This is a genomic window from Spiractinospora alimapuensis, from assembly GCF_018437505.1.
Classification (GTDB): domain Bacteria; phylum Actinomycetota; class Actinomycetes; order Streptosporangiales; family Streptosporangiaceae; genus Spiractinospora; species Spiractinospora alimapuensis.
This window is the reverse complement of the sequence record NZ_CP072467.1, coordinates 2,919,244-2,943,388: the sequence shown is the minus strand read 5'-3', so window position 1 is coordinate 2,943,388 and position 24,145 is coordinate 2,919,244. Positions and strand designations below refer to the sequence as shown.

The following is a 24,145-nucleotide window of genomic DNA, read 5'->3' as shown; positions in this document are numbered from 1 at the left end:
CCGCCACACCCATGCTAGCAATTATGTATCGATCGACACAGAAATCGAGGATGAACGATGACTTCACTACAGGGCAAAGTCGCGCTGGTCACCGGCGGAAGCCGCGGTATCGGCGCGGCGATCTCCACCCGACTGGCATCCCAGGGAGCGAGTGTGGCCCTGACCTACAACACGGCCGAGGAGCGGGCGAAGGGCGTCGTCGCGGGGATCGAGAGCGAGGGCGGGAGCGCGGTGGCGGTGCGCGCGGACGTCGCGGAGCCGGAGCAGGTGGTGGCCGCCGTGGACCACGCGGTCGACGCCTTCGGACGCCTCGACATCCTCGTGAACAACGCCGGCATCTTCACCTACGGCGACATCGACGACTTCACGCTCGCCGACTACGAGCGGATCATGGCCGTCCACGTGCGCGGCGTGTTCGTCGCGACGCAGGCCGCCGCCCGGCGGATGACGGACGGAGGGCGGATCATCAGTATCGGGAGCAACCTGGCAGAGCGTGCTCCCGGGCCGGGGACCAGCTTGTACTCGATGAGCAAGGCCGCGCTGGTGGGGTTCACGCGTGGGGTCGCCCGTGATCTTGGGCCGCGCGGGATCGCAGCGACCGTCGTGCACCCCGGCTCCACCGACACCGACATGAACCCGGCGGACGGGCCCGGCGCCGACGACCAGCGGTACCTCACCGCCCTGGGGCGCTACAACACCGCGGACGAGGTCGCCGCGACGGTCGCCTACCTCGCCGGTCCAGGTGGGGCGACCATCACCGGGAGCGCGATCACAGTGGACGGGGGCGCGAACGCCTGACGATCCCGAGTCCCCGAGCGTCGGTGGTAGGTGGGTGGGAAGGTGTATCCCATGACCACCCACGAGCCGGTGCTTCTGTACGACGGCGACTGCGGCTTCTGTACGCGCTGCGTGTGGTTCGTCGTCGACCGCCTTCCTGTGCGCACCACCGTGCGGGCCTGGCAGGACGCCGACCTGGCCACGATGGGTGTCAGCGTCGCGCGTGCACGCCGGGCGGTGCTGTGGGTCGGACCCAGGGGAGACGTCCACAGTGGAGCCGCGGCCGTCGGTGAGCTCCTCCGGCACACCCGTGGTCGGGGATGGCACGCGCTGGGGTTCCTGCTGCGCGCGCCGGTTGTGCGGGACGTGGCGGAGCTCGGCTATCGGCTCGTGGCCGCCAACCGGCACCGGCTGCCCGGAGCGACTCCCGCCTGCCAGCTTCCCCGTGGGGAACGCCCGGGGGAATAGCTGCCCTCGGGGGTTCCCCACGCGCTCAACGCGTCACGTCTTCGGGTAGAGCAGCAGGATCGCGGCACCGAATGCGGCACCGAAGATGGCGCCGACTACGAGGTCGCCCATGATCAGGCCGAAGAACGCTCCGCACACGACCATGACGACGCCGGTCAGACCATAGCGTCGTCGCTTCTGGGGCTGTTCGGACATGGTGCCTCCCTCGATCACCATCCTCCCGTCCTGGAGCCACCCGTGGCAGGGCTCGCTGTCATCCGTTGGGCATGACAGATGTCCCGGCCGACCCATGTGCGCGGGCGTTTCCGCGGGTAGGACGCAGGAAGGAGGAGCGAGGGGCGAGCGGGGCCCAGATCGCGGACACTCATCGTCCGCGATCACGTCTACCGTCCGTGACGTCCCTGACGCACGACCCGGGGGAGAAACCCATGCTGCGAGGAATGGCCACGGTCAGCTACTGGGCCGATGATCTGGAGGCCGCGAAGCGCTGGTACGCGGATCTGCTTGGCATCGAACCTTACTTCTCGGTGCCCGGAGTAGGGGGGAAGGTCGGGTACTACGAGTTCCGGGTGGGCGACAACCAGGACGAGCTGGGCTTGATCGACAGCCGCTACCGCCCGGAGACCCTGTCCCCTGGCCCGGGTGGCACAGTGATGTACTGGCACGTCGACGATGTCCACGCCGCCCACGAACGCCTGGTCGCCCTGGGCTGCACCGAGATCGAGCCGCTCAAGGACCGGGGCGAAGGCTTCATCACCACGGCCTTCCTCGATCCCTTCGGCAACGTCCTCGGCGTCATGTACAACCCGCACTTCGTGGAGATGAACGCGACCGACGAGAGGTGAGGGGTGGGGCATGGCACGGGGGCCTTGCCCCACCCCTCACCTCAGCCGCCGAAGGTCCGGGCGGCCGCGCGGATCGCGTCGCTGTGGAGATAGATGTCCTCCGGCCCGGAGATCAAGTGCCGGGTCTCGTTCTTCTCGGCGTCGAACGTCCCGAGGTGTCTGCGTGTCTTGGCGTTGAAGTGCAGACGGGCCACCGGTTTGCGGTTGTTGTCGTCCACCAGCACCGCGAAGTACGACTTGGAGTCGCGGTAGGTGATCCTCCCCGGGGCGACCTCCAGCCCGGCGATCGCCTTGACGATGCGGTAGCCCTCCAGCTCCTCCAGCGTGGTGACGATCTCGGAGTCCGTTCCCTCCGCGTCCTCGCCGTGGGACTCACTCCCGGTGTCCGTGTCGTCGGTCTCGCCGTCCCCCTCGTGGTCGGCCGGTGGACTCTGGCCGGCGCCCAGCGCGGCCTTGAGACGTTCGTTCGCCTGGTCGTTGAGGAACTGGGACGCCGCCTCCGCGACGAGCGGCGTGAACTGCTCGAGACGTCGTTTGGTCAGTGACCCGTCCGTGGCGCGTTTCCAGAAGAAGCGGACCCACTCCTCCTCGGGCTCCCGGAACTGTGCGGCGAGGGTCCGCTTGATCGAGCCCAGGAACCGGAGTTGCTCGGCCGCGTTGATGACCGAGTCCAGGTCGAAGGCCTCCTTGGTGAGCTTCCTCAGCTCCGGGAGGAGCGTCTCGTCGAGTGACAGGAGGTCGACGATCAGGAACGGTTTCTCGTCCATCCGGTTCGGTGAGTCGAGATCCGTGTAGAACTCGTAGGTGATGCCGTTGGTGAGGACCGCGATGCGCGCGTTGGTGACCGCGAAGTACCGGAAGAGCTGTCCGGCGTGCTCGGTGCTCAGCGGTTCGGTCGACTTCTTGCACTCGACCAGGATCTGGACCTCGCCCTCGTGGATGATGGCGTAGTCGACCTTCTCGTTCCTCTTCACCCCCACGTCCGCGGTGAACTCCGGAACGACCTCTCGGGGGTCGAAGACGTCGTAGCCGAGGACCTGGGCGATGAACGGCATGATGAACGCGTTCTTCGTCGCTTCCTCGGTCTGGATCGTGTCCCGCTGACTGCGGATCTTGGCGGCGATCGCACCGAGGCGCTCGTGGAATTCCATAGCGTGCTCTTCCCTGACTGCTGGTGGCCTGCGTCGGTGGAAGAATCTCGCCGCGCGGCGCCCCACTCCCATGGCTGCCGCTCGCGCCCCCCGGTGGCGCCCTCCCGAGGGCCAGTAGAACAGTGGATCAGTAACGAATTCGCGTTTAGCGAATTCACGGTTTGATAAGGGATTCTCGGGTGTCGGAAACCAACGCGGAGGATCCGGATTCGCGCCCTCCCCAGGGGCGGAGGCTGCGTCACCGCGGCCGTCGTCGATCCCTGTGGCGAAAAAGTAGGGATGGCGGGTGAGGCACCGAACGGTGATCCACCCGGTGCTCGCCGTTCGTGCGCGTCTCGGATCCGTCCTGTCGCCGCCGCTCAGGAGCGGGCGTTCTTCACCCAGGCCTCCACGCCGTCGCAGAAGCGGTCGAGGCCGAAGCGGAGTTGGACGGGGATGGGGGAGTCGGGGGTGAGGGGGGCGGTCGCCTGTTCGGTGTGGGCGATCGCCTTCGCGAGGCCAGGGAAGGTGGCGTGGTCGACGAGTTGGGCGAGGATGCCTGACGTATCGGTTGGCGCCTCGGTGTGCTGAGACGAGCGGCCCAGATCGGTGTCGACGAGGGCGAGGCCTCGGATCGCCGAGATCAGGAAGAGGCCGGACGCCATCGACTCCTCGCCACGCAGCCCAGCGGTCTGAAGGCACTGGAGGAGGCGGTCCAGCCAGGTCAGTTGGTTCGGGCCCAAGGGGGGGCGGTCGAAGGGGATGCGGAGCAGCCAGGGGCGCCGCTGGAAGACGGTCCACAGCTCGCCGGCCCAGTGGTTCACCGCGAGCCGCCAGTCGTCGAATCCGTCGACCTCGGGCGGGTGTCCCGCCGCGGTGGGTCTACTACCCGCTCCTGGTCACCCATGTCCTCACCGGGACCGTGGCCATGGTGACCTGCTGTTTCCAGATCTGGCCGTGGTTTCGTCGGCGTCACCGCCGCGGACACCGGATCACGGGGCGGGTCTACGTCCTCGCGGGGGTCGTGCCGGCCGGAGTGACCGCCGTGTACATCGGCCTGCACACGCCGTTCGGGCCATCCACCATGGTCGGCAACATCGTCATCGCGCTGCTGTGGCTCTTCGTCACCCTGCGCGGGTTCCTGGCCGCGCGGGCGCGGCGGTTCGACGAGCACCGGCGGTGGATGATCCGCAGCTTCGTGCTGACGATGTCCATCATCGTCAGCCGAATCTTCGCGATCCCGGCGATCATCAGCCTCGCCCAGGTCGTGGACACCGTCTACGCCGGAAGCGACGAACTGATGTTGCAGAGCGCGACGAGTATCAACATCTGGCTCAGCCTCGCGTTCTCGCTCGTGATCTCCCAGTGGTGGCTGGAGCGCGACGGTGGCCGTAGGCGTCGGGCGGCGCGCCCGGCGCCTACCCCTTGAGCGATCCCGCCATCAGGCCGCGCATGAAGTAGCGGCCCAGGATGAGGTAGATGACGATGGTGGGCAGCGAGGCGAGGATGGCGGCGGCCATCTGTTGGTTGTAGGCGACGGTCATCGCGCCGGCGACGTTGTTGAGTTGGACGGTGACCGGCCAACTGTTGGGGCCGGTGAGGAACACCGCGAACAGGAAGTCGTTCCAGGCCTGGGTGACCTGCCAGATCAACGTGACCGCGAAGGCGGGGGCGGAGATCGGGAGGATGACCGACGCGTAGGTGCGCAGCATGCCGCACCCGTCGACGCGGGCGGCCTCGATCAGGCCGTCGGGGACGCTCGCGTAGTAGTTGCGGAAGATCAGGGTGCAGATCGGGATCCCGTACACGACGTGCGCGAGGATCACCGGGAACAGGCCGCCCATCAGGTTCGCGGAGATCATGAGCTGCTGCAGCGGGATCATGACCGCCTGGTAGGGGATGAACATCCCGAACAGGAACAGCGTGAACACGACGTCGGCGTAGGGGAAGCGCCACTTGGCCAGGACGTAGCCGTTCATGGAGCCCAGTACCGCGGAGATGACGGCGCTGGGCACCACCAGTTTCACGCTGTTCCACAGCCCGGGCGCGAGCTCCCGCCAGGCGACGGTCCACGCCTCCAGGCTCCAGTTCCGGGGCAGGAGCCACGCGGCCGAGGCGGTGGCCTCCTCGAAGGGTTTGAAGCTGGTGACCAGCAGGACGTACATCGGCAGGAGGAACACCGCGGCCACAAGGAACAGCACCACGAACTTGGCCGTGCGGGCCGCCGTGGCCCGACGCCCCCCGCCGACCGGCCGGGTCGCTCCGCTGGTGGTGATGGTCATGCCCGCCCCTCGCTTCGTTCCTTGCGCATGCTCCACACGAGGTAGGGGATGACGAAGGCCGCCACCGCGATCAGCATGTACGCGGCGATGGTGGCTCCCTTGGCGGGGTCACGCACCTCGAAGACCATGTCCCACATGTAGACGGCGGGGACGTCGGCGACGATCTGCTTCCCGGCGATCGCGATGATCAGGTCGAACACCTTCAACGACATGTGCCCGAGGATGATCACGGCGGAGAGGGTGACGGGGCGGAGCTGCGGCATGACGACGTGCCAGTACACCTGCCACTCCGAGCACCCGTCGACGCGGGCGGCCTCCCGCAGGTCCTCCGACACCCCACGGAACCCGGCCAGGAACAGCGCCATGATGTAGCCGGAGAGCTGCCAGATCGCCGGGAGCGCCATCGCGGCCATGCCGAAGTTCGGCGCGGTCCACCAACTGTTGACCAGGAAGTCCAGGTTGAGGTTGACGAAGAGCGCGTTCAACCCGGTCGCGCGGTCGGCGGGCGCCGGGTTCATCAGCCACCGCCACACCACACCGGTCGCGATGAACGACACCGCCATCGGCGCCAGGTAGATGGTGCGTAACGTGGACTCGCCCTTGATCCCCTTGTCGAGCAGCAGTGCGAGGAGCCACCCCATCACCAGGGCGCCGCCCACGAACACCACGGTGAACACGACGGCGTTGCCGACGGCGGCGGGCCAGCGCGCCTCCTGCCACAGCGCCACGAAGTTGGCGAACCCGACGAAGTCCCCGTCGTCGATGGGGTTGTGCTGGTCGCTGAGGGCCAGTCGGAAGTTCCAGCCGATCAGTCCGTAGACGAAGACACCGATCAACAGGATGGAGGGGGAGACGAGGAGGAGGCCTGGCAGCCACGCGCGTGCCCGCTTCACCGGCAGGTCTCCCCTCCCCGACAGGACGGGCGGTCCACTACTCGGTCTCCTGCGCGGCCTGAGCGAGCTGCTCCTGCAGCGTCTCCAGGTCGTCGTCCTGCAGGTAGAGGCCCAGTGCGGTGTCGATGTCGCTCTTCCACCGGTTGTCGACGGTGACCCCGTGCCAGAACGACCCGGCCAGTTCGGAGGACTCCCACTCCTCGAGCGCCCAGGTGAGGTACTCGCTGTCGGCGTAGGCCGCGGGGTCGACGTCGGTCCGGGCGGGGATCGAGCCCTTGAGGGGGTTGAAGATGTCCTGGCCCTCCTGGCTGCCCACGAACTCCAGCCACTCCAGTGCCGCGCCCTCGTTGGGTGCGCCGACCGGCAGGGTGAAGCTGTCCGACAGCCACATGTGGGTGCCGTCGGTTCCTGGCGACGCGGCCCACATGTAGTCCTCGCCGGGGGTCATCTCCAGCTCGTCGAAGAAGCCGGCGGCCCAGTCGCCCATGATGTTGAACGCGGCCTCGCCGTCCACGATCCGCTGTGAGGGCTCCTGCCAGTCCTCGGCGTCCGACTCCTCCTGCGTGAACTCCATGATGGTCGCGAAGTCGTCCAACGCGTCGCTGACCTCGGCCGTGCTCCAGTCGGCGTCCGGCTCCCAGAGGGCGTTGTAGGCCTCGGTGCCCAAGGAACCCAGCAGGACGCTCTCCAGCAGGTGGTCCACGGTCCACTGCGCCCCGACGGACAGGGGGATGACGTCGGTCTCCTCCTCGACCTGCTCCAACGCCGCGACGAAGTCCTCGACGCTCTCCGGAGGGGCCTCGGGGTCGAGCCCGGCGTCCTCCAGCACGGAGGGGTTGTACCAGAGCACGTTGGACCGGTGGATGTTCACCGGGACGGAGTACACGCTGCCCTCGTAGCTCGCCTGGTCCAGCAGCTGGTCCGGGTAGGCGTCGTTCAGGCCCTGTTCTTCGAAGAAGTCGTCGAGTGGCTCCAGGTAGTCGGCCTCAATGTAGTCACGGAGCTCGGCGCCGGCGTGGCCCTGGAAGGAGTCCGGTGGATCCTGGCTCTGCAGGCGTCCCTCGAGGACGGCTTGGGCGTTGGTGCCGGAACCACCGGCCACGGCGGCGTTCACGAAGGAGATGTCGTTGTTGGCCTCGAACTCCTCGATCAGGGCGTCGAGTCCCGCCGCCTCACCGCCACCGGTCCACCAGGAGAAGACCTCGACCTCGCTGTCGTCGCCCCCGCCACCGTCGCCGCCACAGGCTGTCGCCGCGAGGACCCCCACGAGCGCGGCCGCTCCGGCCACCTTCCACCGTGCCCCCAGGGCAGGACTGATGTTGCGCATCGTGGGCCCCTCGCTGCAGATCGGTCATGTGACCACGGTCACTGGAAACCACATCATCCGCACCAGACGCGGGTGATGTCAACGTTTCTCACCAAAACTGAACGTGATCGCTGGTCGGAACAGCCCAGTTGCGGAGATAGTTGACAGTCGAGGTCGCGATGGGAAACTGTTTCAAACACATTCGAACACGATCTACCATTCCGGAGGACGGATGCTGGCTGCGCAGCGGCGCGAGCTGATCCTGGACCAGGTGCGCCGGTCCGGGGGAGTACGGGTCACCGACCTGGTGGAGAGTCTCTCCGTCTCCGACATGACCATCCGCCGGGACCTCGACGCGCTAGAGTCCCGCGGCGCGATCCGTAAGGTGCACGGCGGAGCCGTCGCTCCGCACGTCACCAGCACGGAGGAACCCGGGTTCGCGGTGAAGTCCACGCGCGAGGAGCGGGAGAAGGACGCGATCGCCCGTGAGGCGGCCCGGCTGGTCGAGCCGGGCAGTGCCGTCGGGCTCAGTGCCGGGACGACGACCCGCGCCGTCGCCCATCACCTCCGCGACACCACGGGCCTCACGGTGGTGACCAACAGCCTCCAGGCCGCCGAGGTGTTCTACCGCGCCTCCCGGCCGGATCAGACGGTGGCACTGACCGGCGGCTTCCGCACCCCGTCGGACGCGCTCGTCGGCCCGATCGCCGTGGCCGCGCTGCGTAACCTCCACCTGGACGTCCTGATCCTCGGCGTGCACGGGATGACCGAACGCGCCGGCTTCACCACGCCGAACCTGATGGAGGCGGAGACGAACGCCGCGCTCGTCGAGGCCGCCCGCACCCTCATCGTCGTCGCGGACCACACCAAGTGGCAGACCGTCGGTATCAGCACCATCGCCCCGCTGTCCCGCTGCGACGTCCTCGTCACCGACACCGGACTCGACGACGAGGCCCACGACGCGCTCAGCGGCCACGTGGACCGGGTGATCCTCGCCGATCCGGACCGTGGGAACGGGGACCAGCACGACCAGGGGGAACGGGACGAGCCGTGAGGAAGACGACGGGAACCCTGGCCGACGGCCGCGAGATCCTCTACTACGACGAGACCGCACCGAGCGGCGGCCGGCCGGGGGAAGCGGGGGCACGTGCGGAGCCCGCCGTCCCCGTCGACCGGCGCGCGGCGGAGGACCGCCCCACCGCCCCGGAGATGCGGTTCGACCCCCTCCGCCGCGAGTGGGTGGTGATCGCCGCCCACCGGCAGGAGCGCACACACCTACCCCCTTCCGACTCCTGCCCCCTGTGTCCGTCCAGCGCGGACAACCAGAGCGAGATCCCGGCGTCCACCTACGACGTGGTCTGCTTCGAGAACCGCTTCCCGGCCCTGATGGCCGCCCCGGACACCTCCCTCCCCGACGTCGGCGAACTGGTGTCGTCCCGTGGCCACGCGCGGGGCCGCTGCGAGGTCGTGTGCTTCACCCCGGACCACGACGCGTCCGTCGCGGACCTGCCCGAGCGGCGGATCCGCACCATCGTCGACGTCCTCGCCGACCGCACCCAGGCTCTCGCCGCGAGCCCCGCGGTGGAGGAGGTGTTCTGTTTCGAGAACCGGGGGCCGGAGATCGGGGTGACCCTGCACCACCCCCACGGCCAGATCTACGGCTACCCCTTCGTCACCCCCCGCACCACCCGCGCCCTCGACTCGGCGACGGAGTACCAGGACCGGACCGGTCGCAACCTCTACGCCGACAATCTGCACGCCGAACGGCTCGCCGGACTCCGCGTCGTGCGGACGACCGAGCACTGGACGGCGTTCGTCCCGGCCGCCGCGCGTTGGCCGGTCGAGGTCCATCTCTACCCCCACCGGCGGGTCCCGGACCTCCCCGCGCTGACCGACGCCGAACGGGACGACTTCAGCGTCCTCTACCGTTCCGTCCTCCGCGCGATGGACCGGCTGTTCGACCTGCCCATGCCCTACGTGTCGGCCTGGCACCAGGCGCCGGTCCGTACCAAACGCGACCTCGCCTACCTCCACCTGGAGCTCCTCTCCGTGCGCCGCGCGCCGGGGAAACTCAAGTACCTCGCCGGATCGGAGGCCGCCATGGGTGTGTTCGTCAACGACGTTCCACCGGAGACGATCGCCACGCGGCTGCGGGAGGCGCTGTCATGAGAGTCCTCGTCACCGGGGGCGCCGGATACATCGGCAGCGTGGTCACCAAGCTCCTCGCCGAGGCCGGGCACGACGTCGTCGTCCTCGACGACCTCTCCACCGGGCACGCCGACGCGGTGCCCGTGGGAGTCCCGCTGGTCCGGGCCGACGTCCGCGACGCGGGCGAGACCGTGCGCGGCCCCGTCGACGCGGTGGTGCATCTCGCGGCGAAGTCACTGGTGAGCGAATCCACGACCGACCCCGAGGCGTACTGGCGCACCAACGTGGCCGGCACCCTCGCCCTCCTCGACGCGACCGCCGGCTGGGGGACACGTCGCCTGGTGGTCTCGTCCACCGCCGCCGTGTACGGAGACCCGGTGTCCACCCCCATTCGGGAGACCGACCCCGCCGTCCCCACCAACCCCTACGGCGCCAGCAAACTGGCCGTGGACCACATGGTGTCGTCCTGGGCCGAGGCCTACGACCTCGGCGTGGTGAGCCTGCGGTACTTCAACGTCGCCGGCGCCTGGGGCGGCCTGGGCGAGCGCCACACCCCGGAGACCCACCTGATCCCCAGCCTGCTGCGCGCCGCCTACGAGGGGACCGAACCCGCCCGGATCCACGGAACCGACTACCCCACTCGGGACGGAACCGCCGTCCGGGACTACCTGCACGTCGTCGATCTGGCCGACGCCCACCTGCGGGCCCTGGACCGCGCCGAGCCCGGCCGGTTCCGGGCGATCAACCTGGGGAGCGGCACCGGGCACACCGTCCGCGAGATCCTCGACGCCGTCCGTCGGGTCACCGGAGAAGCGCTCCCGTCGGTGGCCGGTCCGCGTCGCCACGGCGATCCGGCGGTCCTCGTCGCCAGCAACGACCGCGCCTGGGCGGAGCTGGACTGGACGCCGCGCCGCGGTCTCGAGGAAACCATCGGCGACGCCTGGAACTTCGAGCGGAACCGGTCCCGACGCGACGTTGGCGGCGGCGACCGCGCTGGATACGAAGGCGTCAGTTGTGACCGGGGATGACGACAACGACGCCGGCGGTCGTGGTGCGGTGCTGGCGGCGGACTTCCGCTCCGTCTTCGGCCGGGAACCCGAGGCCCTGTGGGCGGCGCCCGGGCGCATCAACCTGATCGGCGAGCACACGGACTACAACGACGGGTTCGCGCTCCCCTTCGCCCTGCCGCACCTGCTCACCGTCGCCGCCGCCCCGACCGGCGACGACACCCTGACCATCCGCTCCCGCCAGGCCGACGGGACTCTGGACACCACTGCCCCCGAGCTCGCGCCGGGGACGGTGCGGGGTTGGGCGGCCTACCCGGCCGGCGTGGTGTGGGATCTCGTCCGGGCCGGCCACCCCGTGGGTGGGATGGAGATCCTGGTCGACAGTGCCGTGCCCCTGGGGGCCGGCCTGTCCTCCTCGGCCGCGCTCACGTGCGCGGTCACCCGGGCCACCTCGGACCTCTACGGCCTTGACCTCGACCCACACGCCACGGCCCGGACCGCCCAGCGCGCCGAGAACGACTTCGTCGGGATGCCCTGCGGCATCATGGACCAACTCGCGGTCCTGCTGGGGATCGACCAGCACGCGCTGCTGGTCGACGCCCGTTCCCTCGAGACCACGCCCGTGCCCCTGGCCCCGGGGGAGGACGACACCGAGTTCCTGGTCATCGACACCCGCGCCCCGCATCGGCTCGTCACCGACGAGTACGCCGAACGGCGCTGGACGTGCGAGTGGGCGGCGGTGCTGCTCGGTGTTCCCGCGCTGCGGGACGTGGACCCGACCGACCTCCCCGGCGCGCTCGCGGCCCTCCCCGAGAACCGCCTCCGCCGACGGGTCCGGCACGTCGTCACCGAGAACGCGCGAGTGCTGGAGACCGTGCACCTCCTCCGTCAGGGACGGACCCGCGCGATCGGTCCGCTCCTCACCGCCAGCCACGTCTCCCTGCGCGACGACTTCGAGGTCAGCGTCCCCGAGGTCGACACCGCCGTCGACGCGCTGCTGACGGCCGGCGCACTGGGAGCCCGAATCACAGGCGGCGGCTTCGGCGGATGCGTGATCTCCCTCGTGGAGTCGGGCACGGCCCCACGGTGCACCGCCGCGGTCCGCGACGCCTTCGCCCGGAGGGCCTTCACGCCCCCCACCTCGTTCACCCCCACTCCGTCCCCCGGAGCACGCTCGCTGCGCGAGTGACCGGGCGCTCTTACGGGGCGCGTGATGTGGGTGGGGGGTCCCGGGGAGAGGCGTAGCGCGTGGATATCGCCCTGGGCTGAGCGGTATGGACGGCCCCGGTGGGTGTCTTCCAGGTGAGATGCCCTGGAGCCGGGTGGGTGATGCGCCAGTCGAGGTGTTGCTTGAGGCGGTGATGCCGGCGACACAGGGGAGCGAGGTTGCAGGGGCAGGTCGGTCCGCCCTTGTCGTACGGGGTGGTGTGGTCCAGATCGCAACGGGTCGCCGGCTGGCCGCAGGTCGGGAACGCGCAGTTCGCGTGCCGAGCGAGGATTTCAGCGCGCATCCGGGTACTGGGCCGATAACTGGTGGTGCCGTGGGCGACGGCGCCGCCATGCTCGTCGGTGACGGTCCAGCACGCCAGCGTGGACCGGGGCGAGGCGAGAGCGCGTTGTGCGAGGTGTTGGGCGACGTCGGCGAGGAGGGGTCCGTAGCCGGCGGCTTCCCCGGGCGCCTGTCCTTCACCGATGAGCGTGTCGAAGGGGATCGTGAGGTGGAGCCGTCCAACAGGGGTGGGGGGCGGGTGGTGGGTGTCGGCTGGGAGCAGGCTTTCCCCGGTGCTGGCCGGGGGATCTCCTGGCCAATGCGTGTCGTCGTTGGTGGCCGGGAGATCGACTCGCGCTGGCGCGGAAGAACCGTCCTCGTGTGGGGATGGCCTCGGGGAGCGACCACGGATCATGTCGAGGAAGAGGTCAGCGCGAACCTGTTCCAGGGTTCGCGGCTGGCGCATGAGGTCGGCTTCGGTGCGGTGGAGCTGACGCGCCATCGCGTCGAGGTGGTGGTAGGCCTCGATCGCGGGCCCAGCGGGAAGGCTGGAACCGGCGAGGGTGGTAGTGCCTTCGCCGTCGTCCCACATGCCTACCCGTCGTTCGGCGACAGCGGCGTCGCGTCGCTGGGCCGCGCCGTCGGGATCGGTCTCTATGACGAGCACGCGCACCCGTCGGCGGAAGCGGGGGGCGGTCAGGCGTGACGCGAAGGACAGCGCCCGTTCTTCGACCCGCTGGGCCACGTCTGGGGAGACATTGATGGTTTCCTCCACCAGCACACGCGCCTTGTCCTCACCGATGCGCCCGCCCCGTAGCGCGGTCGCGGTAGCGGGCAGCCGATCCGCGAGACCTTGAGCCAGAACGACAAGCCGGTCCGCGGCGGCCGGGGTGAGGCGCAGCGCCAGCGAGACCTCCGCTCCAGCGCATTCCGCGCCCGACGCGAGAGCCCCGTGCTCGTGCTCGTCGAACCGCCGGGCCAACTCCGCGACCGCCGCCAGTTTCATACCGGCGGTGGCGGCGGCCAGTTTGGCGCAGTCGGTGACCACACCCACCAGTTCCGCCTCCTCCACCCCGTACGGGTCGAGCTCGGCGACGCGCGCCAGAGCCCGTGCGAGCTCAGCGCGCACCGACCTCGGTGCGGATGCGGTACTGGAGAAGTCCATGCATCCAGGATCGCTCGACTGGCTACCCGGGACAAGCCGCGCGCCGGATCTGTGGACACACGCCAATGGTCCCGACCAGCGGATTGTCCGTTGAATGTGTCGGAGAGGCGAGTGCCTCCCGCGCCGAACGGGTGCGGGGTTTTGCGTGGCCGTAGGCCGGGGACGGATCACCTGCGACGGTGTCGTGCGATGGCACGGGGCCGTCCGCCCCACGCGGTGTGTTCCGGTCGACGTTGAGGAGTGGACGCATGGGCCAGCGGGACTACGAGATCGCGGTGTTCGACGACGTCGCGCTGCAGTCGGGTTTCACGCTGCCGCGGGTCGAGCTCGCCTACAAGACCTACGGCGAACTGAACGCCGCGCGGGACAACGTCGTCGTCTACCCCACCTGGTACTCCGGGCAGCACCCCGACAACGAATGGCTGATCGGCCCGGGACGGGCGCTCGACCCCGCGGATCGGTTCGTCATCGTGCCCAACATGCTGGGCAACGGGCTCTCCAGCTCGCCGAGCAACACTCCCGAGCCGTTCAACCAGAGCCGGTTCCCGCTGGTGACCGTGCACGACCAGGTGCGGTTGCAGCACCGGCTGGTCACCGAGAGGCTCGGCATCGAACGAGTCTCCCTGGTCACTGGGTGGTCCATGGCCGCGATGCAGTCGTTCGAGTGGGGCGCGGCGTACCCCGACATGGTCGAACGCATCGCGCCCTTCTGTGGCACCGCGAAGTGCTGGCCACACAACCACGTCTTCCTGGAGGCGGTGCGCGCGGCCATCCACACCGACGCCGCCTGGGACGACGGCTGGTACACCACCAAGCCACACCGCGCGCTGCGCGCGGTGGGCCGCGTCTACGCCGGCTGGGGCGTCTCCCAGGCGTTCTACCGGTCGGAACTGTGGCGCGACCTCGGATTCACCTCCCTGGAGGACTTCCTCGTCGGCTACTGGGAGGGGTTCTTCCTGGAACGCGACCCGAACAACCTCCTCGCCATGGCCAAGACCTGGCAGACGGGAAACGTCGCCGCCAACGACCGGTTCCACGGCGACTTCGAGGCCGCGCTCGGCTCCATCACCGCCCGCGCCATCGTGATGCCCGGCCAGACCGACCTCTATTTCACCCCCGAGGACAGCGAGTACGAGACGTCCCTCATGCCGAACGCCGAGTTCCGCCCCATTCCGTCGGTCTGGGGACACTTCGCCGGCGTCGGCGCCCACTCCACCGACACCAACTTCATCGACCAGGCACTCAAGGACCTGCTGGCCCGGTAGTCACCCGTTCCAGCGGTAGCGGCGCTCCGGGCGGCCGGCGGTGCCGTAGCGGAGGTGGACTTCGGCTTTGCCGCCTTCGACGAGGAACTCCAGGTAACGGCGGGAGCTCACCCGGGACAGGCCGGTGCGTTGCGCGCACTCGGAGGCGGAGAGGTCGCCCTCGCGGCGGAGCACCGTCTCGATGAGCTGCACCGACTCGTGGCTCAGGCCCTTGGGCGTGCGTGGCGGCGGCTCGGGCTCGGCCCGGGGCCGAGACGGGGTGCCGAAGACACGGTCCAGGGCGTCCTGGTGGTGGTCGCCCTCGGTGAGGAGACCGGTGCGGGTGTCGCGGTAGTGAGTGAGTCGGTCGTGCAGCACCTCCGGTTCGAAGGGCTTGATCACGTAGTGCACCACGCCGCCGTGCAGTGCCTTGCGCACGGTCGCGGCGTCCTTCGCGGCGGTCACCGCGAGAACGTCCACCCGCTCCTCCAGCTCCCGCAGTCGGCGCAGCACCTCGATCCCGGTGATGTCCGGCAGGTAGATGTCGAGAAGTACGAGGTCGGGGGAGTGACCACGGACGAGTTCCAACGCCTCGGCGCCGGTGCGCGCCTCGGCGACCACCGTGAAACCGGGGACACGCTCGACGATGCGCCGGTGGATGCGCGCGACCATGAAGTCGTCGTCCACGACGAGCACGCGAATCACGGGGCCTCCTTCCCTGGCAGGGACACGGTCCTGTCGCCGAAGCGTTCCTCGGTGGGGCCGTGGGGCAGTGTGGCGACGAACTCCGACCCGTGGACCGAGGCCGATCCGCCGCGTCGGCCGCACACCAGCCGGATTAGGGCGAGCCCCACCCCACGGTAGGTACCCCCCGCGGGTTTGGTGCTGAAGCCGTGCCGGAACACTTCGCCGGCCAGCTCAACCGGGACTCCCTGGCCGGAGTCACACACCCGTACCCGCACCTCCCACTCGGAGTCCTCGACCTCCACCTCCACCCACGCCGAGGAGTCGCCGCGCACCGCCTCCAGGGCGTTGTCGACCAGGTTGCCGACGACCATCACCAAGTCGTCGGAGAGTTCCGCGCTGTGCGGTTCGAGGCGGGTCCCCGGCGAGACGCGCAGCTCCACACCGAGCTCGGCGGCGACGCTGGCCTTGGCGATGAGCAGCGCCGCCACCGACGGGTCGGCGACCAAGGAGGAGACGTCGTCGGCCCACTGGGTGCGGGTCCCGCCGATGGTGGAGACGTAGCGGGTGGCCTCGTCGTACTCCTCCAACCCCAACAGGCCGGTGATCACGTGGAGTTGGTTGCTGAACTCGTGGGCCTGTGCCCGCAGCGCGTCGGTCGTGGTTCGGCTCAGGTCCAGCTCCTGCTGGAGGCGGGACAGGTCCGTTCGGTCGCGCATCGTCGTGACCGAGCCGATCCTCCGGTCCCTGCTCTCCAACGGCATCCAGTTCATGGTGACCAGCCGGTCACGGATCAGGACCACACGGTCAGGCTCCTGCACCTGGTCGGTGAGGGCCTCGTGTACGTCGGGCTCCAGGCCGAGGTCGGCGAGGGGGCGGCCGAGGGAGTCCGTGGGGAGTCGGAGCAGGTGCGCGGCCTCCTCGTTGACCAGGGTGACCCGGTGCTGCCGGTCCAGTCCGAGAACGCCCTCCTTGATGCCGTGCAGCATGGCGGTGCGGTGTTCGGCGAGGCGCGCGATCTCCTCCGGTTCCAGGCCGAGGGTCTGGCGTTTGACCCGGCGGGCCAGCAGCAGCGAGCCGACGAAGCCGAGAACAGTCGCCAGTCCGACGAGCACCAGGAGGGTCGGCGCCGCCGAGATGAGCTGCCCGATCGGCCCGGGGACCGTCCGCCCCGCGGCCGCGAGTCCGACGATCCGGCCTTCGTCGTCGATCACCGGGACGTGGGCGGCGATGACCCGTTCACCGTTCACGTCCATGACGCCGACCCAGGTGCTGCCGGAGAGTACGGTGCTCTCTCGAAGATCCAGCGGCTCCCCGATCAGGCCGGGATTCACCGAGGTCAGGATGCGTCGCTCCAGGTCGGTGACGATGAGGTGGTCGGCGTCGGACAGGGTGCGCAGCGCCTCGGCCTGCGGCTGGAGGATGCCCTCCTGGTCGCGGTCGGACAGGCCGGTCCGGATGGCGTCGGTGGACGCCGCCGACTCCGCCACGGCCAGCATCGCCTGGCCCTCAACGTGCCGGAAACGTTCGCTGGCCTGCGCGAAGGAGACGCCGACGACGGCGACGACGACCGCGGCCACGATCGTGAGCTGCAGGGTGAGGAACTGTCCCGCGAGGGTCAGGCGGGGGCGCACCGGTCGCTCCTTGGGTCAAGGGCCCCCGTTACGGCGAGATCACGGGGGCGGGTCGGACGAAAGGGTCATCGTCGCACGTCGCGCCCCCAATCGCACCAACTACCTGCTCCTCCGTGGATTCATGGACACAACGACCACAAGGACCGTTACCACCACTGCCGGCTTAATGATCACAACGGTTTTCCAGCGCGTTTCCCGCTGGTTACGTATGTACCGCCCCGCAGCATGTGCTGCACGTCATGCCTAACCGTGGAGACCCCCATGCTTCGCACACCCCGCACCTGTCGCACCATCGTCGCGGGATTCTCGGTCGCCGTGCTCGCCACCGCGTGTGGCGGCGACGGCGGTGGGACCAACGCCGACGGCGAGTGGGAGCCGGAGCGCCCGATCGACCTGATCGCCCCCGCGGACACCGGCGGCGGCTGGGACATGTTGGCGCGCACCACCGCGCGCGTCCTGGAAGAGAACGACATGGTCGACTCCATCCAGGTCGAGAACCAGCCGGGAGCCGGCGGCGCCATCGCCTGGGCCGGCATCGCCAACACCCCCGACGACGCGCACCGACTGTTCGTCACCAGCCCGCCCATCATCCTCGTGCCGCTGTCCGGTGAGTCGGAGTACACCTACGACGACTTCACGCCGCTGTCCGCGCTCGCCACCGAGTACATGACCTACGTCGTGCCCGAGGACTCCGAGCTGGAGACCTTCCAGGACCTGGTCGACGCGATCGACGACGACCCCGAGGCCATCAGCATCGGCGGAGGCTCCGCTCCGGGAAGCATGGACCACGTGGCCCTGGCCGGCGCCGTGCACGCCGCCGGCGGCGAGGCCACCGACGTCAACTACATCCCGCACGACGGCGGTGGTGAGGCCATCACCTCCATGATCGGTGGGCACCTCGAGGCCGTCGTCACCGGCGTCGGCGAGGCGATCCCGATGGTCGACGCCGGCGAGGCCCGGATGCTCGCCGTCTCCGCGCCCGAGACCCTCGACGACCACCCGGACGTCCCCACGCTCAACGACGAGGGCATCGACTACACCTTCGACATCTGGCGGGGCGTCATGGGCCCGCCGGACATCACCGACGAGCAGGTCGAGTACTACGAGGACCTGTTCTCCGAGATGGTGGAGAGCGACGCCTGGCAGGAGGAGCGCGAGAACCTCGGCTGGGAGGACTCCTACATGAACAGCGCGGACTTCGGCGCCTTCCTGGACGAGGTGCACGAGGACTCCCTGGAAATCCTGGACGAGGTCGGCCTCGTCAACGAGCAGGACTGACCCATGGACACCCCCTTCCGCTTCTCCAACCGCGTCATGGCGGTGGCACTGGGGCTCATCGCGATCGGTTACCTGGTGCTGGCGTTCCAGATGCCGGACTTCACCGCCGTTCAGGTCCCGGTTCAGCCCTCCACGCTGCCGCGCTGGCTCGGTGTCGCGCTGCTCATCCTGTCGATCCTGTTGTTCCTGCAGAAGGGCGGCGCCGGTAAGGACGCGACCGCCTCGGGATCGGGCGCCGCGTCCAACGTCGCCGACTCCGAGGGGACGTCGGACGAGGGCGCCGAGACGGGGACGCGGTTGGGGAGACTGTCCGACCCGCGGCTGGAGCTGGCGTTGTTCGCCGCTTCCGCCGCGGTCTACATCGCCCTGATCACCCCCCTGGGCTTCCTGCTGTCCACCACGCTCTACACGGTGCTGACCACCTGGTACCTCGGCTACCGCCGTCACCTGGTGAACTTGGCGGTGAGCGCGGGCGTCACGGCGGTCCTGTACTTCGGCATGACGGAGGGGCTCAACGTCGTCCTCCCCAGCGGCCCATTCCCCTTCTGAGGCAGCGGAGTTCTGATGGAGACCCTCAACCAACTCTTCTACGGGTTCAGCATCGCGCTGGCGCCGGAGAACCTGGTGTTCGTGTTCCTCGGTGTTCTCGCCGGAACGATCATCGGGTTGCTGCCCGGGCTCGGCCCGATGAGCGCGATCGCCCTGCTGATTCCGATCGCCTACGGGCTCGACGCCACGACGGCGATGATCATGCTCGCGGGCGTCTACTACGGCGCGATCTTCGGTGGGTCCACCTCGTCGATCCTGCTGAACGCGCCCGGCGTCGCCAGTACGGTGGCGACGTCCTTCGATGGCTACCCCATGGCCCGCAAGGGCTACGCGGGCAAGGCCCTGGCCACGGCGGCGGTCGCGTCGTTCATTGGCGGCACCATCAGTGTCGTGCTGTTGATGCTGGTCGCGCCGCAGCTCTCCCGCGTCGCCGTCGCGTTCGGACCCGCCGAGTACTTCGCGCTGATGGTGCTCGGGCTCACCGCGGTCGTCTCACTGTCGGGCCAGAACCTCGTCAAGGGACTGATCGCCGCCGTCGTGGGCGTCATGATCGCCCTGGTGGGCACCGACAGCACCACCCCGGTGCAGCGGTTCACCTTCGGGCTGCCGGAACTCTACGAGGGCATCGAGTTCCTCATCGTCGCCCTCGGGCTCTTCGCCCTGGCGGAGGTGTTCGCGCTCCTGGTTCGGCGGAGCCAGGGCATGAACGCGATGACCATCGGCTCGCTGTGGCTGAACCGCCAAGAGCTGGGCAGTATCACGAAGGTGTCCAGTCGGCAGTCGCTGCTCGGCTTCTTCATCGGCGTGCTGCCCGGTGCCGGGGCGACCGTCGCCTCGTTCCTGGGCTACGCCTCGGAGAAGAAGCTCGCCAAGGACGGTCACACGTTCGGCAAGGGCAACATCAAGGGACTGACCGCTCCGGAGTCGGCCAACAACTCCGCCGCGGTCGGCAGCTTCGTTCCCCTCCTCACCCTCGGCGTCCCCGGATCCGGGACCACCGCGATCCTGCTCGGCGCGCTGATGGTGCTGGGAATCCAACCGGGGCCGCTGATGCTCAGCGACCGACCGGAGGTGTTCTGGGGAATCATCGCCAGCATGTACATCGGCAACATCGTGCTGCTTGTACTCAACCTGCCGCTGATCCCCCTCTTCGCCAAGATCCTCAAGACGCCGCCGGCGATCCTGCTGCCCCTGATCGTCGTGTTCTGCGTCATCGGCATCTACGGTCTGAGCTTCAGCATCTTCGACCTGTTCCTGCTGTTGGGCTTCGGGATCATCGGATACCTGATGCGACAGAACGGCTTCCCACTGGCTCCGCTTATCCTCGGGGTGATCCTCGGCGGGTTGATGGAGCGGTCGATGCGCCAGGCGCTGCAGATCTCGCACGGCGACTGGTCGATCTTCCTCAGCCAGCCGATCTCCGCCGGACTCCTGGCGGTGGGCGCGCTCTCCCTGGCGAGCCCGCTGATCGGGTACCTGTGGCGTCGCCGCACGGGGGGCAACGCCCAGAGCGGGGCTACGGACATCGCCGTCGCACCGGACGCCGACGCAGCCGAGGACGCGCCCGAGTCGGCAAACTCCGTCACGGCGGTGAACTCGACCGACGCGCAGTCCGCTCCCGACGCGGGCGACCCGACCGACAGTGACGGAACGAACGACGGAGGCCGCGGCACGTCATGAGAGGCCTGCTGCGGTGCGCCGCCGGCGCCGTGGCGGTGACCGTGCTCACCGCGTGTGGAGTCGCTCCCGGACTGGGGGCGGGCCCCCTGGACGAGGTCCGGATCATGGTGCCGAACCCGCCGGGAGGCGGGTACGACATCACCGCCCGCAGCGTGGCCGCAGTGGCCGGCGAGGCCGAGCTCGCCGACGACATCGAGGTGTTCAACCTGACGGGCGGGGCGGGAACCACCGCCCTCGCCCGGCTGATGTACGAGCAGCACGACGACCGGCTGCTCCTCGCGATGGGCATGGGCCTGGTCGCCGTCACCCGCACGGAGGACAGTGCCCACCCCATCACCGACGCGACGCCCCTGGCTCGCCTGATCGAGGAGCCGGGGGCGTGGCTCGTTCCCCCCGAATCCCCATTCGAGACCCTGGACGACTTCCTCGCCGCCTGGGCCGACCCCGACACCACCGTGCGGATCGGTGGTGGATCCGCCTTCGCTGGACCCGACCACCTGTCCGCGCTCCTGCTCGCCGAAACCGTCGGTGTGGACGTCGAGGACGCCGACTACGTGTGGCACGACGGCGGCGGTGAGCTCCTCGCCGCGATCCGCAGCCACGACGTCGACGTGGCGTCCGCGGGCGCCGGGGAGTACCGCAACGCGATCGACGCCGGCGAACTCCGTGTCCTCGCCGTCACCGGTCCCGACCGAATAGACGGAATCGACGCCCCGACCCTGAAGGAGACCGGCGTCGACCTCGAGTTCACCAACTGGCGCGGCCTGATCGCCCCACCCGCCGTGAGCGAGGAGAGCCGCGACGAGATGATCGACGGCCTCGAAGCCCTCCGCGAGTCCCCCCAATGGCGGGAAACCCTCGCCGCCAACCACTGGGACGACGCCTTCCTCGCCGGCGACGACTACGCGACCTTCCTCACCGAAGAAGTCGACCGCATCGACACCCTTCTGGAGTCACTCGACCTCCAGTGACCCGCCACCGACCCGGGCGGCACCGCGCACCGCGCCACCCCGCCAGTGCGAGCGCCCCGCACGCGGCGGTCCCCGCGTGGTCGAGCGCGGTGCTCCTCGGCTCGTGTCTGCGTTGGCCCACCAGTGCGGTCCGCGCCGGCCGCTCGAGAGGCCTTCGCCGTCGGATTCGGTGTTGGGACGGAGCCGGAGTCGTGCGGATCGTGGCGGTCCGCCGCGTCGCGTGGTGCGGTGTGGCACCGGGAACGGACGCGCTCCGCGCGGTTCTTCCGGGGGCGGGATCTGTCATGCCGGGTTCGACGGCGAGGCCGCACGCGACGACCGCCACGCGTTCCGGGGGGCCGGGCCGCTCGCGCGGCCCGGCCAGAGTGACTGCCGCTATGCCCGCCTCCCACCGCGGTCGCAGGGGAGGGGCGTGGTCGCGCCCGCGCGGAGGAACCAGGTACCTCGGGAGGCTCGGCCGCTGAGGTCCGCTCGCCCTGAGGCGACCAGGGCGCGACAACACAGACGAACCACGAGCTCTGTCGTGGCCAGGACGCGTCGGGTGGACGGGGAGGTCCACCGGAGACGCAGCTCTCGTGACATGGGGCCGTTCCTTTCCTCGTGGTCTTCCCGATCCGAGGGGAAGACGGACTTGCTTTATACCCCCGTAGGGTATAGAAAATACCCCATCACCGTATAGAGGTCGGAACGAAGGAGTGCCCGATGCCGCGCATGACCGCCCTTGAGCCCAGTGAGGCACCCGCCCGTTCCGCGGAGCTTCTCAGCGGAATCATCGCCAGGAACGGGCAGGTCGGGCCGATGGTGGCCACCATGGCCAACTCGCCCGCCCTGTTGAACGGCTACCTGGAACTGTCGCGCTCCATGAAGCGGGCGAAGCTTCCCCGCGCGCTCAGCGAGAAGGTGTCCCTGGCGCTGCAGGAGTGGATCGGTTGCGCTCTATGCCTGTCGGCGCACACGGCGGCGGGCAAGGCCGCGGGGCTCAGCGACAACGACGTCGCGCTGGCGCGTCAAGGTGTCTCCACGGATCCCCGTGAGACGGCGCTGATCAGCTTCGCGGTGCGAGTCCTGGCCGAACCCTCGTCCTTCGCCGACGACGACATCTCGACCCTGCGTGCCCACGGATGGGACGAGCGCGCCATCGCCGACGTCGTCGGTCTGGTGGCCCTCAATCTGATGACGGGCGCGTTCAACCTCGTCGCGGGTTTGGAGCCCGACGACGCCAGAGGACGTGAGGACGCGGCGTGAGTAGCACGTTGACTCCGACGCAGCCGCGCACCCGACCCGCCGACCACAGCCTGCGCCGAAGGCTCGTGGTCGGCGGGTTGGGTGCCGCCGTGCTGCTGAGCGTGGCCCACGCGGCCAACGACGCTCTGACCACCATCGTGTCGGTCCTGCTTCCCACAGTGCAGGAGCGCTTCGGCCTGGGCGAGACGATGCTGGCGACCCTGGTCGCCACGATGTGGGTGAGTGGCTCGCTGAGCCAACCGTTCGTGGGCGTGCTCACCGACAAGGTGGACCGGCGTGCCGTCGCCTCCATCGGTGTGTTGCTCAGCGCGGTTCTGCTGAGTCTGTTCGGCGTGGTCCCCGCGGTTTGGCTCCTGTTCCTGCTCATCGTGGTGGGGGGACTGGGGTCGGCCGCGGTGCATCCCGCGGGCGCGGTCATCGCGCGGACGGAGGCGCACCGCAGACCGAAGCTCGCCATCTCCCTCTTCGCGGCGGGTGGCCAACTGGGATTCGCCGTCGGACCGGTGATCGTGCTCGGGGTGGTCGCCGAGTTCGGGATCACCGCCACACCGTGGCTCATGATCCCCGGGGTCGTGCTCGCGGTCCTGCTCTACGTGCTGCTGCCGGCCGGGCGTGACGACCACCGATCCACCGGTCCGGCCGCGTGCGCCCGTTGCCTGCTGTATGGCCCGGTGGCGATCCTGGCCGTCGGAGGGGTCCTGTCCAGTCTCGTCGTGGTCGCGGTGACGAGCGCCCTGCCCCTGTGGCTGGTCAACGAGGTCGGCCGGTCCACGGGGGACGCGGTGATCGGCTGGTCCCTCGCGACGTTCTCGTTCGGCGCCGTGGCCGGTTCCCTGTCCGCTGGGTTGCTGAGTGGACGGGTTCCCCGTCTCGCGCTCACCGCCGGCACGATGGTGCTCGCGACCGCACCGTTGTACGCGGTACTCGTCCTACCGGTGGGCAGTGTCGGCTACTTCGTGGTGCTGGCCCTGGCCGGAGCCCTGGTGTACGCGAACTTCCCGATCCTGGTGGCGACGGCTCAGGAACTCGCCCCGCACTCGATCGCCGCGGCCTCGGGGGTCCTGATGGGTTTGGCCCCCGGCGCGGCGGGTGTGCTGTACATCGGGGTCGGAGCGGCCCAGACACGGTGGGGGATCGCCAACGCCCTGGGCCTCACCTTCCTCGCCCTGTTCCTCGCGGCCGCGGTCACCACGTGGGTGTTGGTGCGGAACCGGGAGCGACTGTCGCTTTCGGTCTGACCCTGGGGTCGCCCCAGGGTCGACCCGGGCGCGAATCGCGGTGAAGGCAGTGTCGAAGCAGGTCACATCGTCGCTCGTGCGGGACCGTGGACGGGAACACCGGCGAGGCGAG

General features: G+C 69.4%; 23 protein-coding genes and 1 pseudogene. 15 read left to right on the top strand and 9 right to left on the bottom strand.

Annotated features, from left to right (window positions below; genetic code table 11):
- Positions 1-57: 57 nt before the first annotated feature.
- Together J4H86_RS13510 and J4H86_RS13505 are read left to right on the top strand one after the other, a co-directional pair.
- On the top strand, positions 58-798 hold the full coding sequence (locus J4H86_RS13510) for an SDR family NAD(P)-dependent oxidoreductase (protein WP_236537556.1): 741 nt from the start codon (positions 58-60) through the stop codon (positions 796-798).
- 51 nt (positions 799-849) lie between these two features.
- Entirely contained in the window at positions 850-1,245 is a 396-nt protein-coding gene (locus J4H86_RS13505; protein WP_236537555.1) for a thiol-disulfide oxidoreductase DCC family protein, read from the top strand.
- 33 nt (positions 1,246-1,278) lie between these two features.
- Here J4H86_RS13505 and J4H86_RS13500 read toward each other — a convergent pair whose 3' ends face one another.
- Positions 1,279-1,440, bottom strand: a complete 162-nt coding sequence (locus J4H86_RS13500; protein ID WP_236537554.1) for a hypothetical protein — start codon at positions 1,438-1,440, stop codon at positions 1,279-1,281.
- Between the two features lie 233 nt (positions 1,441-1,673).
- Between J4H86_RS13500 and J4H86_RS13495 the strand changes: the two genes are divergently transcribed.
- On the top strand, positions 1,674-2,090 hold the full coding sequence (locus J4H86_RS13495; RefSeq protein WP_236537553.1) for a VOC family protein: 417 nt from the start codon (positions 1,674-1,676) through the stop codon (positions 2,088-2,090).
- A 41-nt stretch (positions 2,091-2,131) separates the two neighbouring features.
- On the opposite strand, the gene J4H86_RS13490 is transcribed toward J4H86_RS13495, so the two are convergent.
- The gene (locus J4H86_RS13490; protein WP_236537552.1) at positions 2,132-3,241 is read right to left on the bottom strand and encodes a type I restriction endonuclease; all 1,110 of its coding nucleotides are present in this window, start codon (positions 3,239-3,241) and stop codon (positions 2,132-2,134) included.
- A gap of 359 nt (positions 3,242-3,600) precedes the next feature.
- A pseudogene (locus J4H86_RS13485) lies at positions 3,601-4,056 on the bottom strand (TetR/AcrR family transcriptional regulator C-terminal domain-containing protein); the annotation flags it as partial.
- A gap of 8 nt (positions 4,057-4,064) precedes the next feature.
- Between J4H86_RS13485 and J4H86_RS13480 the strand changes: the two are divergent.
- Positions 4,065-4,649 carry a DUF2306 domain-containing protein gene (locus J4H86_RS13480; protein WP_269134583.1) on the top strand — a complete coding sequence of 195 codons (585 nt, stop codon included), beginning with the start codon at positions 4,065-4,067 and terminating at the stop codon, positions 4,647-4,649.
- On the opposite strand, the gene J4H86_RS13475 is transcribed toward J4H86_RS13480, so the two are convergent.
- From J4H86_RS13475 to J4H86_RS13465, 3 genes are read right to left on the bottom strand one after another with little or no spacing between them, the layout of a single operon-like run.
- Positions 4,639-5,502 carry a carbohydrate ABC transporter permease gene (locus tag J4H86_RS13475; protein ID WP_394356371.1) on the bottom strand — a complete coding sequence of 288 codons (864 nt, stop codon included), beginning with the start codon at positions 5,500-5,502 and terminating at the stop codon, positions 4,639-4,641. The two genes, J4H86_RS13480 and J4H86_RS13475, sit on opposite strands and share 11 nt — an antisense overlap.
- Positions 5,499-6,395, bottom strand: coding sequence for a carbohydrate ABC transporter permease (locus J4H86_RS13470; protein WP_236537549.1), 897 nt, complete (start codon positions 6,393-6,395; stop codon positions 5,499-5,501). Before J4H86_RS13470 ends, J4H86_RS13475 begins: the two co-directional genes overlap by 4 nt.
- A gap of 37 nt (positions 6,396-6,432) precedes the next feature.
- A complete protein-coding gene (locus tag J4H86_RS13465; protein WP_236537548.1) occupies positions 6,433-7,722 on the bottom strand; it encodes an ABC transporter substrate-binding protein in 1,290 nt (429 codons plus the stop codon).
- 211 nt (positions 7,723-7,933) lie between these two features.
- Here J4H86_RS13465 and J4H86_RS13460 point away from each other — a divergent pair, with 211 nt between their 5' ends.
- The 4 genes from J4H86_RS13460 to galK are packed head-to-tail and all read left to right on the top strand — an operon-like array spanning position 7,934 to position 12,045.
- Positions 7,934-8,755 carry a DeoR/GlpR family DNA-binding transcription regulator gene (locus J4H86_RS13460; protein ID WP_236537547.1) on the top strand — a complete coding sequence of 274 codons (822 nt, stop codon included), beginning with the start codon at positions 7,934-7,936 and terminating at the stop codon, positions 8,753-8,755.
- Positions 8,752-9,870 carry a galactose-1-phosphate uridylyltransferase gene (gene galT / locus J4H86_RS13455; protein ID WP_236537546.1) on the top strand — a complete coding sequence of 373 codons (1,119 nt, stop codon included), beginning with the start codon at positions 8,752-8,754 and terminating at the stop codon, positions 9,868-9,870. Before J4H86_RS13460 ends, galT begins: the two co-directional genes overlap by 4 nt.
- Positions 9,867-10,877, top strand: a complete 1,011-nt coding sequence (galE, locus tag J4H86_RS13450) for a UDP-glucose 4-epimerase GalE (RefSeq protein WP_236537545.1) — start codon at positions 9,867-9,869, stop codon at positions 10,875-10,877. Before galT ends, galE begins: the two co-directional genes overlap by 4 nt.
- A complete protein-coding gene (gene galK / locus J4H86_RS13445; protein ID WP_236543839.1) occupies positions 10,864-12,045 on the top strand; it encodes a galactokinase in 1,182 nt (393 codons plus the stop codon). The genes galE and galK overlap by 14 nt, the downstream gene beginning before the upstream one ends.
- A gap of 10 nt (positions 12,046-12,055) precedes the next feature.
- On the opposite strand, the gene J4H86_RS13440 is transcribed toward galK, so the two are convergent.
- Positions 12,056-13,510, bottom strand: a complete 1,455-nt coding sequence (locus tag J4H86_RS13440; protein WP_236543838.1) for an HNH endonuclease signature motif containing protein — start codon at positions 13,508-13,510, stop codon at positions 12,056-12,058.
- A gap of 248 nt (positions 13,511-13,758) precedes the next feature.
- Here J4H86_RS13440 and J4H86_RS13435 point away from each other — a divergent pair, with 248 nt between their 5' ends.
- The gene (locus J4H86_RS13435) at positions 13,759-14,775 is read left to right on the top strand and encodes an alpha/beta fold hydrolase (RefSeq protein WP_236543837.1); all 1,017 of its coding nucleotides are present in this window, start codon (positions 13,759-13,761) and stop codon (positions 14,773-14,775) included.
- Here J4H86_RS13435 and J4H86_RS13430 read toward each other — a convergent pair whose 3' ends face one another.
- Positions 14,776-15,459 (bottom strand): response regulator, encoded by a 684-nt coding sequence (locus J4H86_RS13430; protein WP_236543836.1) that lies wholly within the window; start codon positions 15,457-15,459, stop codon positions 14,776-14,778. It lies immediately after the preceding gene.
- Complete coding sequence (locus tag J4H86_RS13425; protein WP_236543835.1) at positions 15,456-17,072, bottom strand: sensor histidine kinase; 1,617 nt, start codon at positions 17,070-17,072, stop codon at positions 15,456-15,458. The genes J4H86_RS13430 and J4H86_RS13425 overlap by 4 nt, the downstream gene beginning before the upstream one ends.
- 261 nt (positions 17,073-17,333) lie before the next feature.
- Between J4H86_RS13425 and J4H86_RS13420 the strand changes: the two genes are divergently transcribed.
- From J4H86_RS13420 to J4H86_RS13395, 6 genes are all read left to right on the top strand, one after another.
- Positions 17,334-18,350 carry a tripartite tricarboxylate transporter substrate binding protein gene (locus tag J4H86_RS13420; protein ID WP_236543834.1) on the top strand — a complete coding sequence of 339 codons (1,017 nt, stop codon included), beginning with the start codon at positions 17,334-17,336 and terminating at the stop codon, positions 18,348-18,350.
- Positions 18,351-18,353: 3 nt separating this feature from the next.
- A complete protein-coding gene (locus J4H86_RS13415) occupies positions 18,354-18,899 on the top strand; it encodes a tripartite tricarboxylate transporter TctB family protein (protein ID WP_236543833.1) in 546 nt (181 codons plus the stop codon).
- Between the two features lie 15 nt (positions 18,900-18,914).
- Positions 18,915-20,579 carry a tripartite tricarboxylate transporter permease gene (locus J4H86_RS13410; protein ID WP_236543832.1) on the top strand — a complete coding sequence of 555 codons (1,665 nt, stop codon included), beginning with the start codon at positions 18,915-18,917 and terminating at the stop codon, positions 20,577-20,579.
- On the top strand, positions 20,576-21,550 hold the full coding sequence (locus J4H86_RS13405) for a Bug family tripartite tricarboxylate transporter substrate binding protein (RefSeq protein WP_236543831.1): 975 nt from the start codon (positions 20,576-20,578) through the stop codon (positions 21,548-21,550). The genes J4H86_RS13410 and J4H86_RS13405 overlap by 4 nt, the downstream gene beginning before the upstream one ends.
- 702 nt (positions 21,551-22,252) lie before the next feature.
- Positions 22,253-22,795 (top strand): carboxymuconolactone decarboxylase family protein, encoded by a 543-nt coding sequence (locus tag J4H86_RS13400; protein WP_236543830.1) that lies wholly within the window; start codon positions 22,253-22,255, stop codon positions 22,793-22,795.
- A complete protein-coding gene (locus J4H86_RS13395) occupies positions 22,792-24,033 on the top strand; it encodes an MFS transporter (protein ID WP_236543829.1) in 1,242 nt (413 codons plus the stop codon). Before J4H86_RS13400 ends, J4H86_RS13395 begins: the two co-directional genes overlap by 4 nt.
- Positions 24,034-24,145 lie beyond the last annotated feature (112 nt).